The organism is Streptomyces sp. NPDC002676, assembly GCF_053592455.1.
Genome location: NZ_JBSFVT010000001.1, coordinates 1 through 16600 on the forward strand (window position 1 = coordinate 1; position 16600 = coordinate 16600).

Below are 16600 nucleotides of genomic sequence, written 5' to 3' on the forward strand. Positions count from 1 at the left end.
ACGCCCGGTTACATTCCGAACCCGGAAGCTAAGCCTCACAGCGCCGATGGTACTGCAGGGGGGACCCTGTGGGAGAGTAGGACGCCGCCGAACAAATTTTGGGAAAACCCCCGCATCTCCGGATGCGGGGGTTTTCTGCGTTCTAGAGCCCGTTTCTGCTGAAAGGGCGGCTGGGCCGACTGGATCGGGGGATCAGAGCCGGCCCGCCGCTTTCAGGGCCAAATACGCATCCGCCAACGCAGGCGCCAGATTTTCCGGTGCCGCGTCCACCACCGTCACCCCATGACGACGAAGCTGTTCCGCCGTACGCTGCCGTTCGTTTTGTGCCTGAGCCGCAGCCGCAGCCTCGTACACCGCCTCGGTGGTTCCCCGGGCCATTGCCATCTGGGCGATGTGTGGGTCGGCCACCGAGGCGACGAGCACCGTGTGGCGCTGGGTGAGCTGGGGGAGCACGGGAAGCAGGCCCTGTTCCACCGGTGCCGCGTCGAGCGTCGTGAGCAACACGACCAGGGAGCGTCGAGGGGCCGTACGAAGCGCGGTGGCCGTCAGGCCACGGGCGTCGGTCTCGACGAGTTCCGGTTCGAGCGTGGCCATCGCATTGACCAGGGAGGGCAGGACGTCGCCGGCGGAGCGGCCCTGGACCAGGGCGCGGGCCCGGCGGTCGTAGGCAAGCAGGGCCACACGGTCTCCGGCGCGGGATGCGAGGGTCGCGAGAAGCAGGGCCGCGTCCATGGAGGCGTCCAGGCGTGGGGCGTCGCCCACTCGGCCGGCCGAGGTGCGGCCTGTGTCCAGGACCAGCAGGATGTGGCGGTCGCGTTCGGGGCGCCAGGTGCGGACCGCTACCGCGGACTGGCGGGCCGTGGCTCGCCAGTCGATCGAACGGGTGTCGTCGCCCGGGACGTACTCGCGCAGGCTGTCGAATTCCGTGCCCTCGCCGCGAGTGAGGACACTGGTGCGGCCGTCGAGTTCACGCAATCGGGCGAGTTTCGACGGCAGGTGCTTGCGGCTGGTGAACGGGGGCAGAACCCGTACTGACCAGGGCACTTTGTGGGCGCCTTGGCGGGTGAAGAGGCCGAGGGGGCCGTAGGAGCGGATGGTCACGCGGTCGGCCTGGCGGTCGCCCCGGCGGGTGGGACGCAGCCGGGTCGTCACGCGGCGGCGTTCGCCCGGCGGCACCGTGACGCGGTGGCGAGAGGCGTCGACCTCGCTGCCGGGCTGCCAGCTGCTGGGCGGCCAGGCGTCGCGGATGCGGGCGCGCAGGGGGCGGCCGGTCGGGTTGGTGATCGTGAGCGTGACGTCGGCGGTTTCGCCGAGACGGGCAGAGGTGTCGCCGGAGCGGGACAGGACGAGGCGTCGTACGGGTGCTGCCAGCGCGAAGTCGCAGGCACAGGCGAGGGCCAGGGGGCCGTTGACCGCGAGGATTCCGGTCCAGCCGGGCTCCAGGATGCCGACGGGGATCGAGCCGAGGGCCGCGAGGAGGGCGGCGCGTCCGGTGAGCGCCATCAGCGGGGGACCGGTACGTGGGCGAGGATGGCGTTGATGACGGAGTCCGCGGTCACGCCTTCCATCTCGGCTTCGGGGCGCAGCTGGACCCGATGGCGCAGGGTGGGCAGGGCGAGTGCCTTCACGTCGTCGGGGATGACGTAGTCGCGGCCGGTAAGCCAGGCCCAGGCGCGGGAAGTGGCCAGGAGGGCGGTGGCGCCGCGCGGGGAGACGCCCAGGGTCAGGGAGGGCGATTCGCGGGTGGCGCGGCAGATGTCGACGACGTAGGCCGTGATCTCGGGGGAGACGGTCGTCTTGGCGACCGCGGCGCGGGCCGCTTCCAGGTCGGCGGGCCCGGCGACGGGGCGTACGCCGGCGGCATGCAGATCGCGCGGGTTGAAGCCCCGGGCATGGCGCGTGAGGACGTCGATCTCGTCCTGGCGGGAGGGCAGAGGGATCGTCAGCTTGAGGAGGAAACGGTCCAGTTGGGCCTCGGGGAGGGGATAGGTGCCCTCGTACTCGACCGGGTTCTGGGTCGCCGCGACCAGGAACGGTTCGGGGAGCGGACGGGGGGTGCCGTCGACCGTGACCTGACGTTCCTCCATGGCCTCCAGGAGGGAGGACTGGGTCTTGGGCGGGGTGCGGTTGATCTCGTCCGCGAGGAGGAGGTTGGTGAAGACCGGGCCGGGCTGGAAGGAGAACTCGGCGGTGCGGGTGTCGTAGACAAGGGAGCCGGTGACGTCGCTCGGCATCAGGTCCGGAGTGAACTGGACGCGTTTGGTGTCGAGTTCGAGCGCGGATGCGAGCGTGCGGACGAGCAACGTTTTGGCGACTCCGGGGACTCCTTCTAGTAGTACGTGCCCGCGGCACAGGAGGGCGACGACGAGGCCGGTCACGGCGGGGTCCTGGCCGACCACGGCTTTGGCGATCTCGGCGCGCAGGGCTTCGAGGGACGCTCGGGCGTCGCCCGCGTTCCCTGAGGGCCCGGCGTTGTCAGTGGTCGGGTCCATCATGAACGGCGTACCTCTCTTTCGAGGGCGTCGAGTTGGTCGGTTAGTGCGATGAGGGCCGCGTCGTCGCCGGGTGGCGGTCCGAACAGGAGGGAATGCAGGGTCTGTCCGTCGCCGTGGACGTGGGCGGACAGGGCGGGGAGCAGGGCCTCGGGCGTGTGCGCCTGGGAGACGGGGACGCCGACGAGGGGGGCGAGGCGCGTGCGGGTGGTGGAGCGGAGAGCGGCTGCCGCGCGGTCGCGGGCGTTGGCCTTGCGGTAGAGGCGGGCGCGGCCTTCGGCGGTTTCGGAGGCGCGGATCGCGACGGGGAGTTTTTCGGGTACGAGGGGGCCGAACCGGCGTGCCCGCCAGAAGGCGGCGAGGGCCGCGGCGATGAAGAGCTGCAGGGTGCCCCAGAGCCAGCCCGAGGGGAGCAGGTCGAGGAAGCTTTTGCGCTCACTCGTGTCGCTGGTGGAGCTGTCGGAGAGCGAGGGGAGGTACCAGACCAGATGGGGGCGGGAGCCGAGGAGTTGAAGGGCGAGCGAGGCGTTGCCCTGCTTGTCGAGACGCTGGTTGTAGAGGATGTCCGGCGAGCCGAGGACGACGGTGTCGCCCCCGGAGGCCGCCGGGAGGCGCAGCAGGGTGGCGAGGCGTCGGCTGGGGTAGCAGAGGTCGGCGTCGGGGCGGCTGGTGGCGTAGCGGGCGCCGCCGGTTTCGGCACTGCCCGCGCGCCGGGCCTCGGGGAGAGTGCACTCGGGGTCGAGCGTCGAGTCGGTGGCGGTTGCGGAGTCCGTGGTGACCCCGGGCGCGAGGCGTTCGACGGACCAGCTGCCGGGGGCGACAAGGAGGGTACGCTCGCCGGAGTCCGCCGTTGCCGAGCGCAGCCAGGTCTGTTGACGGTGGGTCAACAGGTCGGGAACGGCGACCAGAAGAGTGGTGTCGGGGCCGGCGGCGGCGCGGGCCGCGCCGAGCGTGGTGACCACGCGTGTGGACACGCCCCGGCCGGCGAGGAGTTCTGCGATGGCGCGGCTTCCGTAGGGGTCGGCCGAGCGGGGGTCCAGTTCGCCGTGTCGGGCGGTGGAGCGGACGGTGGCGATGGCCACGGCCGCCGCGAGGATCAGGACGACGGCGAGGGCGATGCCTCTCGAACGGGTCCACACGCGTCGGGCGGTGGGCGCGGTCGAGGTGGTGGGCGGGGGCGCCTCGGTCGTCATTCGGCGGCCCCCTTGCGGTGGTTGTGGGCCGTGCTGGTGGCGCTGTCGGCGAGGACGGGCCTGCTGCGTTCCAGGTCGCGGTCGAGTTCGGCGATGCGGTGGTACGACTGCTCGCTCGCTCTGCGTCCGCCGTATGTGACGTCGTCGAACTCCCGTGCCGCGGAACGCAGTCGGTCCGTGTGTGAGGGGAGTGAGCGGCCGGCCTCGGCGGCGGCCTCGTCGGCGGTGCGGCCGGGGCGGATGTCGAGCAGGGCCCGTTCCTCCAGGGAGCGGACGATGGCCCGCATGCGTTCCTGGACGGCCTGGTTCCAGTGGCCCTGGGCAGCGTGCGCCTCGCTGGCCGCGCGGTGTTCGGCGGCGCTGCGGGGCCGGTCGTCGAACAGGGCTGCGGCGGAGGTGGATTGGCGGCGCGGGGTGCCCAGGCGCCACCACAGGGTCGCCAGTACGGCGACGACGAACAGCACCACGACGACCAGGCCGACGGTTCCACCGGGTGTCGCCGAGGCAGCCGTGTCGAGCAGCCTACCGAGCCAGTCCCAGAAGGTGTTCAGGGCGCGCTGGAGCAGGCTGGGGTCGTTCTCGTGGTACATCCGCTTGGACAGCTCGCGCCGGGCCGCCTCCCGCGCGGGACCGCGCGGGGTGGTGACGGGCGGTTCGTCGCCGGAGCCACCGAGCGCCAGGATGCCGGTGTCTGCCGTGCGCAGCAGGCGTCCCAGGCCCGTGGCGGCGGCGCCCGGCAGGGCCGGGACCGCCGCGAGAACTTCCCCCGTCAAGCTCACCGCATCAGCTCCCCGGGACGGGGCCGGGGGCTGTGGAGTCCTGGACACCGGCGGCGCGGGCCAGTTCGAGGTCGAGGGCCTCGCGGCGGATGCGTTGGTCGATGTAGAGGAGCACGGTGACGCCCGCGTTGATCGGGAACGTGATCGTCGAGCCGATGACCGAGCCGATTCCGCTGAAGATGAGGAAGGTCCAGCCGACGTGCTCGGTGCCGGTGCCGAACAGGCCGGTCATGCCCTCGCTGCTCACGGCGGCCCCGATGAAGATGAAGGGGAGCGCGACCAGCGAGGTGAGGATGTTGGCGATGATCCCGGCGAGCAGCTGGATGCCGAGGACACGCCACCAGGAGCCGCTGACGAGCTTTGCCGAGCGGCTCATCGACTTCACGATGCCCTGCCGCTCCAGCATCAGCGCGGGCGAGGACAGCGAGAAGCGGACCATCAGCCACACCACGACGACGGCGGCTGCGAGCAGGCCCAGGACGAGCAGGGCGGCGGCGGTGTCCCTGCTGCCGTCGGCGGCGAGGACGATGATGCCGGGCAGCGCACCGCCCAGCAGCACGCCGCCCGCGATCAGACCGAGCAGGAAGAGCAGGCCGAACAGCTTCGGAACCTGCGGGCGGGCGTCGCGCCAGGCCTCCCCGGTGCTCACCGGTTTGCCGAGGACGGCACGGCTGGTGACGGTCGTGAGCAGGGCGGTGGCGACGATGGTGCCGACCACGGAGATCAGCGCGACGATGCCGGTGCCGAGCAGGGTCTCGCCCAGGGCGCGGAAGACTTCGCGGGGGGTGGCGTTCCGGTCGTTGAGCGAGGCGTCGGTGACGGTGTCGTTCACGACGAAGCCCTGCAGGAGGGTCATGGCGATCTGCGTGACGACTGCAACGGTGAGCGAGATGCCGAGGACCGTGCGCCAGTAGGTGCGCATGGTGGAGACGGCTCCGTCGAGGATTTCGCCGACGCCCAGCGGGCGCAGGGGGATCACGCCGGGCTTGGCCGCGGGCGGCGGGCCGCCCCAGCCGCCGCCCCACGCGGGGTAGCCACCGCCGGGAGGAGTGCCGTAGCCGCCGCCTGGGCCGCCCTGCGGCCCGCCCAAGCCGGGGCCCGGCGGTGGGGGCGGAGGTGCCTGCCCCGGGCCCTGGGCGCCCGTGGGCGCGGACCACTGGCCGGGTGGCGGTTGCTCCTTGGACCACTTCACTCCTGGCCCCTGCGGCTCCGTGCCCGGCTGCGTGGCGGGCTCGGCGGGGCCAGGACGGTCGGCGGGCTCGGCGGGGCCGGTCGCGCCGGGTTCCCGCCCGTCGGACGACGGGGCGGATCCGGGCGAGGCCCAGCCCGGAGTGTCGTTCATCGAAGCTCCTTCACGGTGCCCGTCCGCGGACGCGGCGGCAGGTTGGCAGCCATCGTGCCATGGGGTGGTCCCCAGTTGACCGGCCGCGGTTGGGGCTGGGCACCTTCAATTGTCCGGCGGACACGGGGCAGACTGACCGCATGGCTGATCAGCAGGCGCAGAACGGTGGGGACAGGCAGTCGACCGCGATACCGGTTATCCGATGGGAGGAACCGCCCGAGGGTCCCGTACTCGTCCTCCTGGACCAGACGCGGCTTCCGGCCGAGGAGGTCGAGCTGGTGTGCACGGATGCGCCGGCGCTGGTGGAGGCGATCCGCTCGCTGGCCGTGCGCGGGGCGCCGCTGCTGGGGATCGCGGGGGCGTACGGGGTCGCGCTCGCCGCCGCGCGGGGCTTCGACGTGGCTGAGGCCGCCGCCGCGCTCGAAGGCGCCCGGCCGACCGCGGTGAACCTGTCCGTCGGGGTACGCCGGGCCGAGGCCGCGCACCGCACCGCGCTCGCCCAAAGCGGCGATCCGACCGCGGCGGCAGCGGCGGCGCTGACCGCGGCGCGGACCCTGCACCGGGAGGACGCCGAGGCCAGCGCCCGGATGGCGGCCCACGGGCTGGCGCTGCTGGACGAGTTGCTGCCCGGCGGTGGGCACCGGATCCTCACCCACTGCAACAGCGGTTCGCTGGTCTCGGGCGGAGAGGGAACGGCATTCGCGGTGGCCTTGAAGGCGCACCGGGCCGGGCGTCTGCGGCGCCTGTGGGTGGACGAAACGCGTCCGTTGCTGCAAGGTGCTCGCCTGACGGCGTACGAGGCGGCCCGCAACGGCATGGCGTATACCTTGCTCACCGACAACGCGGCGGGTTCGCTGTTCGCGGCGGGGGAGGTGGACGCGGTGCTGGTCGGGGCGGACCGCATCGCGGCCGACGGTTCGGTGGCGAACAAGGTGGGGAGCTATCCGCTCGCGGTGCTCGCGCGGTACCACCATGTGCCGTTCATCGTGGTGGCGCCCGTGACGACGGTCGATCCCGACACGCCCGACGGGGCGTCCATCGAGGTCGAACAGCGCCCCGGCTTTGAGGTGACCGAGATCACAGCACCCCAGGTGCCTGTGGCGGGAGCAGGAGGCGGGATTCCGGTGGCACCCCTGGGGACCCAGGCGTACAACCCGGCGTTCGACGTGACGCCGCCCGAGCTGGTGACGGCCATCGTCACCGAGGAGGGAGCCGCCTCACCCGTGACGGCCGAGGCTCTTGCCGAGCTGTGTGCCAGGTCACGCCAGGTATAACGATTAGCTAATGGGATGATGTCGTTTATGAAGGGACGAGTCCTTGTCGTCGACGACGACACCGCACTGGCCGAGATGCTCGGCATTGTGCTGCGTGGTGAAGGTTTTGAGCCGTCTTTCGTAGCCGACGGCGACAAGGCGCTGGCCGCTTTCCGTGAGAGCAAGCCCGATCTGGTGCTGCTCGACCTGATGCTGCCCGGCCGTGACGGCATCGAGGTGTGCCGGCTGATCCGGGCGGAGTCCGGGGTGCCGATCGTCATGCTCACGGCCAAGAGCGACACCGTCGATGTGGTGGTGGGCCTGGAGTCGGGCGCGGACGACTACATCGTCAAGCCGTTCAAGCCGAAGGAGCTGGTGGCCCGGATCCGTGCGCGGCTGCGCAGGTCCGAGGAGCCGGCGCCGGAGCAGCTCACCATCGGTGACCTGGTCATCGACGTGGCCGGGCACTCCGTGAAGCGGGACGGGCAGTCGATCGCGCTCACCCCGTTGGAGTTCGACCTGCTCGTCGCCCTCGCGCGCAAGCCGTGGCAGGTGTTCACGCGTGAGGTGCTGCTGGAGCAGGTGTGGGGTTACCGGCACGCGGCGGACACGCGGCTGGTCAACGTGCACGTCCAGCGGCTGCGCTCCAAGGTCGAGAAGGACCCGGAGCGGCCGGAGATCGTGGTGACCGTCCGTGGTGTCGGTTACAAGGCCGGACCGAGCTGACATGTCCGGGGACAGCGCCGCTTCGGCTCCCGGCCGGTCCGGGGACCGTCCGGGGCGGCCTGTCGGCCAGAGGCCGGCCGGTTCGCGCTGGGGGCGGCTCCTCGAGGGCGGGCTGCTGCAGGGCGGGGTGCAGGGCAGCCCGGTCCTGCGGCTGTTCCTGCGCTTGGTAAGGCGCCCGCTGCTGCCGGTCATGCGGCTGTGGCGGCGCAACATCCAGCTGAGGGTCGTCGCCACGACCCTCGTGATGTCGCTCGGCGTCGTCCTGCTGCTGGGCTTCGTCGTCATCGGGCAGGTGCGCAACGGCCTGCTGGACGCGAAGGTGCGGGCCTCGCAGAGCCAGGCCACCGGCGGCTTCGCCGTGGCCAAGCAGAAGGCCGACGAGGCGGCCGGCAGCTCCGGCACCGCCACACCCGACGGCACCTCCCCGACGGACACGCGGCAGTCGCAGAACGTCATCCAGTGGATGAGCGACCTCGTGGAATCGCTCTCCAGCGGTGGCGCGGGCGCCTTCGACGTGGTGACGCTGCCCGTGGGCGACGACAGCGGCGGCGGACGCAGTCCGCGCGGCTCCGGGTACGTCGACCCGTCCGCCAGCGTGCCCGGGGATCTGCGCGACCGCGTCAACAGCAGCACGACGGCCGCCCAGAGCTACACGCGGATCGTCTACAGCAACGGCAAGGAGTCCCAGCCGGCGCTGGTCATCGGCAAGCAGGTCAACGACCCCAACAACCAACCCTACGAGCTGTACTACCTCTTCCCGCTCACGCAGGAGGAGAAGTCGCTGAGCCTGGTCAAGGGCACGCTCGCGACCGCCGGGCTCTTCGTCGTCGTACTCCTCGGGGCCATCGCCTGGCTCGTGGTGCGGCAGGTCGTCACGCCGGTGCGGATGGCGGCCGGGATCGCGGAGCGGCTGTCGGCCGGGCGGCTGCAGGAGCGGATGAAGGTCACCGGCGAGGACGACATCGCGCGCCTGGGCGAGGCCTTCAACAAGATGGCGCAGAACCTCCAGGTGAAGATCCAGCAGCTGGAGGACCTGTCGCGGATGCAGCGGCGGTTCGTCTCCGACGTCTCGCACGAGCTGCGCACCCCGCTCACGACGGTCCGGATGGCCGCCGATGTCATCCACGAGGCCCGCGAGGACTTCGACCCGGTGACCGCGCGGTCGGCCGAGCTGCTCGCCGACCAGCTGGACCGCTTCGAGTCACTGCTCGCGGACCTGCTGGAGATCAGCCGCTTCGACGCGGGCGCGGCGGCCCTGGAGGCCGAGCCGATAGACCTGCGGGTGGTCGTGCGGCGGGTGGTCACCGGGGCCGAGCCGCTCGCGGAGCGCAAGGGCACGCACATACGCGTGATCGGTGACCAGCAGCCCGTCGTCGCCGAGGCGGACGCCCGGCGTGTGGAGCGCGTGCTGCGCAACCTCGTCGTCAACGCCGTCGAGCACGGTGAGGGCAAGGACGTCGTCGTCAAACTCGCCTCGGCGGGCGGCGCCGTCGCCATCGCGGTGCGCGACTACGGCGTCGGACTCAAGCCGGGCGAGGCGACCCGGGTCTTCAGCCGCTTCTGGCGGGCGGACCCGGCACGCGCGCGTACCACCGGCGGTACGGGCCTCGGGCTGTCGATCGCCCTGGAGGACGCCCGGCTGCACGGCGGCTGGCTGCAGGCCTGGGGCGAGCCCGGCGGCGGGTCGCAGTTCCGGCTGACGCTGCCGAGGACCGCCGACGAGCCGTTGCGGGGCTCGCCGATACCGCTGGAACCAAAGGACTCGCGCCGCAACCGCGGACTGGACGACGCCGGCCTGCCCCGCGCGGGCGGCGAGAAGCGGGCGACGGTCCCGGTGCAGCCGGGCGGCGGTCAGATGCCGCCGCTGCCGCCGGGCGCCCCGGGCATGCAGCGCCGGGCCGCCGTCACGCCCGCCGCCGACCCGACCGCGCTGCCCGGCAACGGCAACGGCGCGCGCGTGGTGCCCCGGCCCGCCGCGGGCGGCCATGCGCAGGAGGCGAACGCGGCCCGTCCGGCACCGGACGCGGACATGAGCCGGCCGGCGCCCGACGCGCACGCGGCCGGGCTGGAGGACTCGAACGAGCCAGGGGAGGCATTTCGTGCGCGTTGAGCGCGAGGGGGGCGCGCGGCGCCGGCCTGGGCGTGCGGTGGCGTATACGGCCTGTGGGGCCGTCGTGCTGGCCGGGTGCGCCTCGATGCCCGACAGCGGGGACCTGCGGTCGGTCGAGGCCACGCCGCGCCAGGACACCGGCGTACGCGTGTTCGCCATGCCGCCCGCCGAGAACGCCCAGCCCGGCCAGATCGTGCAGGGCTTCCTGGAGGCGCTGACCAGCGACGACCCGAACTACGACACGGCCCGCAAGTACCTGAGCGCCGAAGCCGCGCGCGCCTGGCACCCGGAGCGGTCGACCGTCGTGCTCGCGAACGCGCCGAGCACGACGCAGGACTCCAACGCGGGCGGCCGGGAGGGCGGCAACGGCGGCCTGACCTACGTGCTGGCGGGAAGCACGGTGGCCACGGTCAACGCCCAGCAGGCGTACAAGCCGGCCGACGGGCCGTACAGCAAGCAGGTGCACCTGTCGAAGGACTCCAAGAGTGGGCAGTGGCGCATCGACGAGCTGTCCAACGGCGTCGTCATGGGCAAGTCGGACTTCCAGCGCAACTACACCTCGGTCGACAAGTACTACTTCGCCTCCAACACGGCCGTCGGAGCGACCGGACAGCCGGTGGCGGTCGCCGACCCGGTGTTCGTGCGCAGCAAGGTGGACCCGATGACCCAGATGGTGCGCTCACTCCTGAAGGGGCCCACCAAATGGCTCAGGCCCGTGGTCAGGTCCAGCTTCCCGACCGGTACGGCCCTGCAGGCGGGCGTGTCGGGGCTGGCACCGGACGACCAGAACAAGCTCACGGTGCCGCTGAACCTCAAGGCCTCCCGCGTGGCGGCGACCAAGTGCACCGAGATGGCTACCCAGGTGCTGTTCACGCTGCGGAACCTGACGCCGACGCTGGAGTCCGTCGAGCTGCAGGGGACCGGCGGGGATCAGCTGTGCGAGCTGACCGAGGAGCACGCCGAGACCGAGGCCTGGCACGGGTCGGCCAAGCGCCCCGAGTACCTGTACTACCTCGACGGCAAGCACCGGCTGGTGCGGCTGTCCACCGACACGACCGGCACCAGCGGCTTTCCGGTGCCCGGCGCACTGGGCGAGGGCGACAAGGCACTGCAGTCGGTGGCGGTGTCGCGGGACGAGCAGAGCGCCGCCGCCGTCGGCGGGTACGGCAGCAACCTGTACGTGACGTCGCTGATGTCGGGCGGTTCGCTCGGGGACGCGGTGCTGACCAGCAAGGGCCCGACACCGGCCGAGCGGCTGGCCACGCCGAGCTGGGACGCCCGCGGCGACCTTTGGGTGGCCGACCGCGACCCGCACGGGCAGCACCTGTACGTCCTGGAGCAGGGCGTCGCCAAACCGGAGGAGGTCGCCCTCCCGCAGCTGCCGGGCCACCTCATGGACGCACGGGTGGCCGCCGACGGGGTGCGGATCGCACTGGTCGTGGAGAAGGACGGCAAGCAGTCCCTGCTGATCGGTCGGGTCGAGCGCGAGGACAAGACCGGGGAGGGTCCCGTCGTGCGCGAACTGCGTTCGGCCGCACCCGACCTGGAACAGGTCCGCGCCATGTCGTGGGCCGGGGACAGCAGGCTGGTCGTCTTCGGCCGCGAGCAGGGCGGCCTGCAGCAGCTGCGGTACGTCCAGGTCGACGGCTCCACGCCGGACGGTCCGGCGCCGGGCGCGCTCACGGGCGTCAAGGCGGTCGCCGCGTCCGAGTACGAGCGGCTGCCACTGGTGGCCTACTCGGAGGACGGGATCGTACGGCTGCCGTCCGGGGCGCAGTGGCAGAAGGTCGACAAGGACGGGGAGGCGCCGGTCTACCCGGGCTGATCCGGACCGCGTTTCCCGGAGACGGCCTTGCCGCCGGTTTTCCACAGGGGGTTTTCCACAGGGGTGGCCGCTCGTCGGCGGCCTTGGCACAGTGGTGGCCATGCGGGGGTGGTGGCAGGACCTCACCGACCTGGTGCTGCCGACGGACTGCGCGGGCTGCGGGGCACCTCGTACGGTGCTCTGCGCGCGCTGCCGGGGCGTGCTGGGCGAGTGCGTGCCATGCCGGGTGCGGCCGGTGCCGGAGCCGCCCGGGCTGCCGGTGGTGCACGCGGCTGCACCCTACGAGCAGGAGGTGCGCGAGCTGCTCCTCGCCCACAAGGAGCGGGGCGCGCTGCCGCTCGCGCAAGTCCTGGGCGCGGCTCTGGCGCGGGCCGTACGGGCGGGGCTCGGAGCAGGCGGTGCGCCGGGGGCCGGCGCGGTACTGCTCGTCCCCGTGCCCTCCGCGCGCTGGGCGGTGCGGGCGCGAGGGCACGATCCGGTGCGGCGGACGGCACTCGCGGCCTCCGGTGAGCTGCGGCGCACCGGGACGCCGGCCCGGGTGGCCGCGGTGCTGCGGCAGCGGCGGGCCATGGCGGACCAGGCGGGGCTGGACGCCCGGCGGCGGCTGGAGAACGTCTCGGGCGCGCTTGAGGTGACGGCGGGCGGTGCCCGTTTGCTCGCCGAGGGTCACGTCGTGCTCGTCGACGACCTGATCACGACCGGAGCCACCCTCGCGGAGGCGTCACGGGCGGTGCGCGAGGCCGTCTTCGCCCATGCTGGAGGAGTGATGGCTGTGTACTCCGGCGGAAGTCGGGAAGGTAGGGAGAAACGAGGGACCGGAGCGCGGCCGGAGAGGCGGAAGTGGGTGCACGGTGCACCGGAAAAGGCGTCGAGGAACGCCGTAGGGCCTGGCCTCCATGCGGTCGTGGTCGCCGCACCCCGGGATTCTTTTGAAATAAACAGGAACTGGCTCTGAACCTGCGTCGTTGCAGGTAGTGAGAGGGTCAATTCGCCTGAACGGAGGTACGCCGCGGTAGAGGGTGACGACATCCGTCCGGGCGAGATATGTTCGGTTGTGAGGAAAGGCGCAGGCCACACCTCTCATATCCGAATGCCGTGCTGTGGGTTTTCCGCAATCACCCGCAGCAGTGGGGTGGGGATCTCGCCTACGGGGGAGGAGGAGGTGGAAGTCACCGAGTCCGAGGTTCCGGAGCCGACCGGAATCTGGTGCACAAGGGAGTTGCTCCGCCGTTGGAGCGGAGCGATCCGGGAACGGAGTTCTGCGTGGACATCGTCGTCAAAGGCCGCAAGACCGAGGTGCCCGAGCGGTTCCGCAAGCACGTGGCCGAGAAGCTGAACCTGGAGAAGATCCAGAAGCTCGATGGCAAGGTGATCAGCCTCGACGTCGAGGTGTCCAAGGAGCCCAACCCCCGACAGGCGGACCGTTGCGACCGAGTGGAGATCACGCTCCGCTCCCGCGGTCCGGTGATCCGGGCGGAGGCAGCGGCCAGCGATCCGTACGCGGCGCTCGACCTGGCGGCGGAGAAGCTGGATGCCCGGCTGCGCAAGCAGCACGACAAGCGTGTCGTGCGCCGAGGCTCGCGACGGATCTCGGCGGCCGAGGTGCCCGACGTCGTTCCGGGTGTGGCGACACTCAACGGCAACGGTATGCCCGTCCACGACGAGGAGACGGGCGGCGTGCCGACCAGGAGGATCGGCTCTCTGGAGGTCACGGGCGAAGGTCCGCTGATCGTCCGCGAGAAGACCCACGTCGCTGCCCCGATGAGCCTTGACCAGGCCCTCTACGAGATGGAACTGGTCGGCCACGACTTCTACCTGTTCGTCGATGCGGAGACGAAGGAACCGAGTGTCGTCTACCGACGGCATGCCTACGACTACGGCGTCATCCACCTCAGCACTGACCCGATGGTCACCAATGCGCCGTCTCCCGGGATGGGAGGCACGCTGGGCGGCTGACCCACCCGGCCGAAGCTGAGCCGGTGCCCCTGGAGCGCGTGTGCGCCCCCAGGGGCACCGGCGTGCGACCAGTTTGCGCCCCGCTCGTCACCGCGGTGTCGTCCAGGCATGGAATCATGGCCGCACCGGCCCAACCGGTGGGCCGCTGCCTTGGGTTGGCGATGGCACTGGACCACACGCCACAGCCTTCAGGGGGAGGAACGATGGCGGACACCTTCGGACCGATGCGGGACGTGGGCACCGGCGACGAGGGCATCGGCACGGACCCGGGCGCGGGCTCTCCACGCGAGGAGCCGATCAGGGTCCTGGTCGTGGACGACCACGCCCTCTTCCGCCGTGGCCTGGAGATCGTGCTCGCCGCCGAGGAGGACATCCAGGTCGTGGGCGAGGCGGGCGACGGCGCCGAGGCCGTCGACAAGGCCGCCGACCTGCTGCCCGACATCGTGCTGATGGACGTGCGCATGCCCAAGCGGGGCGGGATCGAGGCCTGCACCTCCATCAAGGAGGTCGCCCCCAGCGCGAAGATCATCATGCTGACGATCAGCGACGAGGAGGCCGACCTCTACGACGCGATCAAGGCGGGGGCGACGGGATACCTCCTCAAGGAGATCTCCACGGACGAGGTGGCCACCGCCATTCGTGCCGTGGCCGACGGGCAGTCGCAGATCAGCCCGTCCATGGCGTCGAAACTCCTCACCGAGTTCAAGTCGATGATCCAGCGCACCGACGAACGCCGGCTGGTGCCCGCGCCCCGGCTGACCGACCGTGAGCTGGAGGTCCTCAAGCTCGTCGCCACGGGCATGAACAACCGGGACATCGCCAAGGAACTGTTCATCTCCGAGAACACCGTGAAGAACCACGTCCGCAACATCCTGGAGAAGCTGCAGCTGCACTCCAGGATGGAAGCCGTGGTCTACGCGATGCGGGAGAAGATCCTGGAGATCCGCTAGCCGAGGACGCGGGCCAGCTCGGCGGCCAGGGGCTCGCGGAGTTCGGGGGCGTCCACGCGCTCGACGCGGACGTCCGCGCAGTTCACCCAGGTCGCGGCCTCGATCAGGGCCTGGGCTACCGCCGGGACCGCCTTCGCGTCCTCCAGGGTGACCTGCTTGGCCACCAGGGTGCGGCCCTCCCGCGCCGGATCGACCCGGCCCACCAGACGGCCGCCCGCCAGCACCGGCATCGCGAAGTAGCCGTACACCCGCTTCTGCTTGGGGACGTACGCCTCCAGGCGGTGGGTGAAGCCGAAGATCCGCTCCGTGCGCGCCCGCTCCCAGATCAGCGAGTCGAACGGGGACAGCAGCGTGGTGCGGTGCCTGCCGCGCGGGGGAGCGGCCAACGCCGCAGGGTCGGCCCAGGCCGGCCTGCCCCAGCCCTCGACCTCGACCGGTACCAGCCCGGAGTCCGCGAGCACCGCGTCGACCTGCTCGCCCTTGAGGCGGTGGTAGTCGGCGATGTCCGCGCGCGTGCCGACGCCCAGGGACTCGCCGGCCAGCCGGACCAGACGGCGCAGGCACTCGGTGTCGTCCAGCTCGTCGTGCAGCAGCGCGTCCGGGATCGCGCGCTCGGCGAGGTCGTACACCCGCTTCCAGCCGCGTCGCTCCACGCACACCACCTCGCCGTACATCAGCGCGCGCTCCACGGCGACCTTGGTGCCGGACCAGTCCCACCAGTCGGCGGTCTTCTTCGCGCCGCCCAACTCCGTGGCCGTCAGCGGGCCTTCGGCGTGCAGCTGCTTGACGACCTGCTCGTAGGCGCCGTCGGGGAGCGGGTGGTTCCAGTGCGGGCGGTTGCGGTAGGCGCGGCGGCGGAAGGCGAAGTGCGGCCACTCCTCGATCGGGAGGATCGAGGCCGCGTGCGACCAGTACTCGAAGGCGTGGCGTTCCACCGAAGGCGCGCCCGTGGACGGCGCCCCCCAGTACGCGGCCTCGACGGTCCTGCGGCCGACCGCGCCGAGCCGGGCGTAGGGGATCAGCTCGTGGGAACGGGCGAGGACCGAGATCGTGTCGAGCTGGACCGCGCCGAGGTGGCGCAGGACCCCGCGGACACCCGAGCGCCGGTCGGGTGCGCCGAGGAAACCCTGGGCCCGCAGGGCGATTCGGCGGGCTTCGTCGGCGGAGAGGGTGAGGCTGGGGCGCGGCAGGCTCGTCATGGCTCGGACGATAGAGGCCGGCACTGACAGTCCGGCGCGACCTGCGAATTTGCCCGAGCAGCCGATCTGCCGGCCGATCCGTGCGAGCCCGCGCGGCCTACCCGCACGCGGGCAGGTAGGGCGCCGACGACGGCAGGCCCAGGTCCGAGGGGAGCAGGGAACCCACCCAGCAGTCCCGTCGTACACCCTTGTTGTTGACCCCGGAGCGCAGCGTGCCCTCCATCGTGAAGCCCGCGCGTTCGGCGACCGCGCGGGAGGGCTGGTTGCCGACCTCGGCGCGCCACTCCAGGCGGTCGACGGACATCCGTGTGAAGGCCCAGTGGGCCGCGACATGCACCGCCTCGGTGACATAGCCGTGGCCGCGGTGCTCCTTCGCCGCCCAGAAACCGACCTCGCCCACGCTCAGGGAGCGCATCGTGATGGCCAGCATGCCCGCGAGATCGCCGCGCGGCAGGAACACGCCGAACGTGAACATCGAACCGTCCGCCCATCCGCCGGGGACCGTCTCCTCGGTGAAGCCGCGCGCGTGCTCCGGCAGATAGGGCGAGGGGATCGTGGTCCAGCGCTGGATGTCCGGGTCCTGGACGGCCGTGTACACCGCCTCGGTGTCGTCGGGGCCGACGGTACGCAGCAGCAGGCGGCCGGTGGTGAGCGTGACGGGTTCCATCGGCCGATTCTGCTCGGGCGGCCTGCCCGGCGCCACCGCTTTTGGCCCTGCGTGAGCACGTGATCACATTTCGCGCAATTCCTCGCGCCGATGCGGCACTATCCACCT

14 protein-coding genes and 1 rRNA gene are annotated in these 16600 nt (G+C 71.7%); 8 read left to right on the forward strand and 7 right to left on the reverse strand.

The features are described 5' to 3' along the window. Positions 1–93: ribosomal RNA gene (gene rrf / locus ACWD3E_RS00005) — 5S ribosomal RNA — on the forward strand; the annotation flags it as partial. Between the two features lie 99 nt (positions 94–192). Here the strand turns inward: rrf and ACWD3E_RS00010 are convergent. Genes ACWD3E_RS00010 through ACWD3E_RS00030 form a run of 5 tightly spaced genes read right to left on the reverse strand, consistent with a single transcriptional unit; the run spans position 193 to position 5806 of the window. Continuing rightward, positions 193–1503, reverse strand: coding sequence for a DUF58 domain-containing protein (locus ACWD3E_RS00010; protein ID WP_451385260.1), 1311 nt, complete (start codon positions 1501–1503; stop codon positions 193–195). Further along, positions 1503–2492 carry an AAA family ATPase gene (locus ACWD3E_RS00015; RefSeq protein ID WP_451386460.1) on the reverse strand — a complete coding sequence of 330 codons (990 nt, stop codon included), beginning with the start codon at positions 2490–2492 and terminating at the stop codon, positions 1503–1505. The genes ACWD3E_RS00010 and ACWD3E_RS00015 overlap by 1 nt, the downstream gene beginning before the upstream one ends. Further along, the gene (locus tag ACWD3E_RS00020; RefSeq protein WP_451385261.1) at positions 2492–3685 is read right to left on the reverse strand and encodes a DUF4350 domain-containing protein; all 1194 of its coding nucleotides are present in this window, start codon (positions 3683–3685) and stop codon (positions 2492–2494) included. The genes ACWD3E_RS00015 and ACWD3E_RS00020 overlap by 1 nt, the downstream gene beginning before the upstream one ends. Beyond that, positions 3682–4464: a DUF4129 domain-containing protein gene (locus ACWD3E_RS00025; RefSeq protein ID WP_451385262.1), complete on the reverse strand. Its 783-nt coding sequence runs from the start codon at positions 4462–4464 to the stop codon at positions 3682–3684. Before ACWD3E_RS00025 ends, ACWD3E_RS00020 begins: the two co-directional genes overlap by 4 nt. Positions 4465–4468: 4 nt before the next feature. Then, positions 4469–5806: a hypothetical protein gene (locus ACWD3E_RS00030; protein ID WP_451385263.1), complete on the reverse strand. Its 1338-nt coding sequence runs from the start codon at positions 5804–5806 to the stop codon at positions 4469–4471. Positions 5807–5946: 140 nt separating this feature from the next. Here ACWD3E_RS00030 and mtnA point away from each other — a divergent pair, with 140 nt between their 5' ends. The 7 genes from mtnA (at position 5947) to ACWD3E_RS00065 (ending at position 14626) form a co-directional block, all read left to right on the forward strand. After that, positions 5947–7080: an S-methyl-5-thioribose-1-phosphate isomerase gene (gene mtnA / locus ACWD3E_RS00035; protein WP_451385264.1), complete on the forward strand. Its 1134-nt coding sequence runs from the start codon at positions 5947–5949 to the stop codon at positions 7078–7080. A 15-nt stretch (positions 7081–7095) separates the two neighbouring features. Further along, positions 7096–7785, forward strand: coding sequence for a two-component system response regulator MtrA (gene mtrA, locus ACWD3E_RS00040; RefSeq protein ID WP_187279108.1), 690 nt, complete (start codon positions 7096–7098; stop codon positions 7783–7785). 1 nt (position 7786) lies between these two features. Beyond that, a complete protein-coding gene (mtrB, locus tag ACWD3E_RS00045; protein WP_451385265.1) occupies positions 7787–9895 on the forward strand; it encodes an MtrAB system histidine kinase MtrB in 2109 nt (702 codons plus the stop codon). Beyond that, a complete protein-coding gene (locus tag ACWD3E_RS00050) occupies positions 9885–11720 on the forward strand; it encodes an LpqB family beta-propeller domain-containing protein (RefSeq protein ID WP_451385266.1) in 1836 nt (611 codons plus the stop codon). The genes mtrB and ACWD3E_RS00050 overlap by 11 nt, the downstream gene beginning before the upstream one ends. A 100-nt stretch (positions 11721–11820) precedes the next feature. Next, positions 11821–12675, forward strand: coding sequence for a ComF family protein (locus ACWD3E_RS00055; protein WP_451385267.1), 855 nt, complete (start codon positions 11821–11823; stop codon positions 12673–12675). 308 nt (positions 12676–12983) lie between these two features. Continuing rightward, positions 12984–13676 (forward strand): ribosome hibernation-promoting factor, HPF/YfiA family, encoded by a 693-nt coding sequence (gene hpf / locus ACWD3E_RS00060; protein WP_451350412.1) that lies wholly within the window; start codon positions 12984–12986, stop codon positions 13674–13676. Positions 13677–13879: 203 nt separating this feature from the next. After that, entirely contained in the window at positions 13880–14626 is a 747-nt protein-coding gene (locus tag ACWD3E_RS00065; RefSeq protein WP_451385268.1) for a response regulator, read from the forward strand. Here ACWD3E_RS00065 and ACWD3E_RS00070 read toward each other — a convergent pair. After that, on the reverse strand, positions 14623–15825 hold the full coding sequence (locus ACWD3E_RS00070; RefSeq protein WP_451385269.1) for a winged helix-turn-helix domain-containing protein: 1203 nt from the start codon (positions 15823–15825) through the stop codon (positions 14623–14625). The genes ACWD3E_RS00065 and ACWD3E_RS00070 overlap by 4 nt on opposite strands. 97 nt (positions 15826–15922) lie before the next feature. Then, the gene (locus ACWD3E_RS00075; RefSeq protein WP_451385270.1) at positions 15923–16492 is read right to left on the reverse strand and encodes a GNAT family N-acetyltransferase; all 570 of its coding nucleotides are present in this window, start codon (positions 16490–16492) and stop codon (positions 15923–15925) included. Positions 16493–16600 lie beyond the last annotated feature (108 nt).